We start from the raw sequence: 650 nt of genomic DNA on the forward strand, positions 1-650 counted from the left end.
GCGGTGGCGGTGCGGTGTGCGGGTCGTTCGTTGTCGTATCGGGAGTTGGATGAGGCGTCGAATCGGTTGGCGCATGCGTTGATTGCCCGGGGTGCGGGTCCGGGGGAGTCGGTGGCGGTGTTGTTGGAGCGCTCGGCCGAGGCGATCGTGGCGATCCTGGGGGTGCTGAAGTCGGGGGCGGCGTATTTGCCGATCGATGCGGGGTTGCCGGCGGCGCGGGTCGAGTTCATGTTGACCGACGCCGCGCCGGTTGCCGCGGTGACCAGCGTGGCGCTGGCCGAGAAGTTGGCCGGCTATGTGTTGCCGGTCATCGACGTGCACAGCCCCGTGCTGCAGTCGCAGCCCGCCACGGCGCCCCCGGGCCCGGATCCTGAGGATGTCGCGCACATCATCTACACCTCGGGCACGACCGGGGTGCCCAAGGGGGTGGCGGTCAGCCACGCCAACGTGACCCGGTTGTTCGACGCCGCGCAGGTCGGGGTGGTGTTGGGGCCAGGCCAGGTGTGGACCCAGTTCCATTCGTATGCGTTTGATTTCTCGGTGTGGGAGATCTGGGGGGCGCTGCTGCACGGGGGGCGGCTGGTGGTGGTCCCGGAGGCCGTGGCGCGCTCGCCGAAGGATTTTCATGCGTTGGTGGTGGCCGAGAAGGT

Annotated in this window: 1 protein-coding gene; it reads left to right on the forward strand. The window is 68.8% G+C overall.

All coding sequences use genetic code 11. The features are described from left to right. A partial coding sequence (locus tag A5697_RS18295; protein WP_156673356.1) for an AMP-binding protein occupies positions 1 to 650 on the forward strand: 650 nt, incomplete at both ends.

The sequence above is a fragment of the Mycobacterium sp. E3251 genome, assembly GCF_001666835.1.
In the GTDB taxonomy this organism is placed as follows: domain Bacteria; phylum Actinomycetota; class Actinomycetes; order Mycobacteriales; family Mycobacteriaceae; genus Mycobacterium.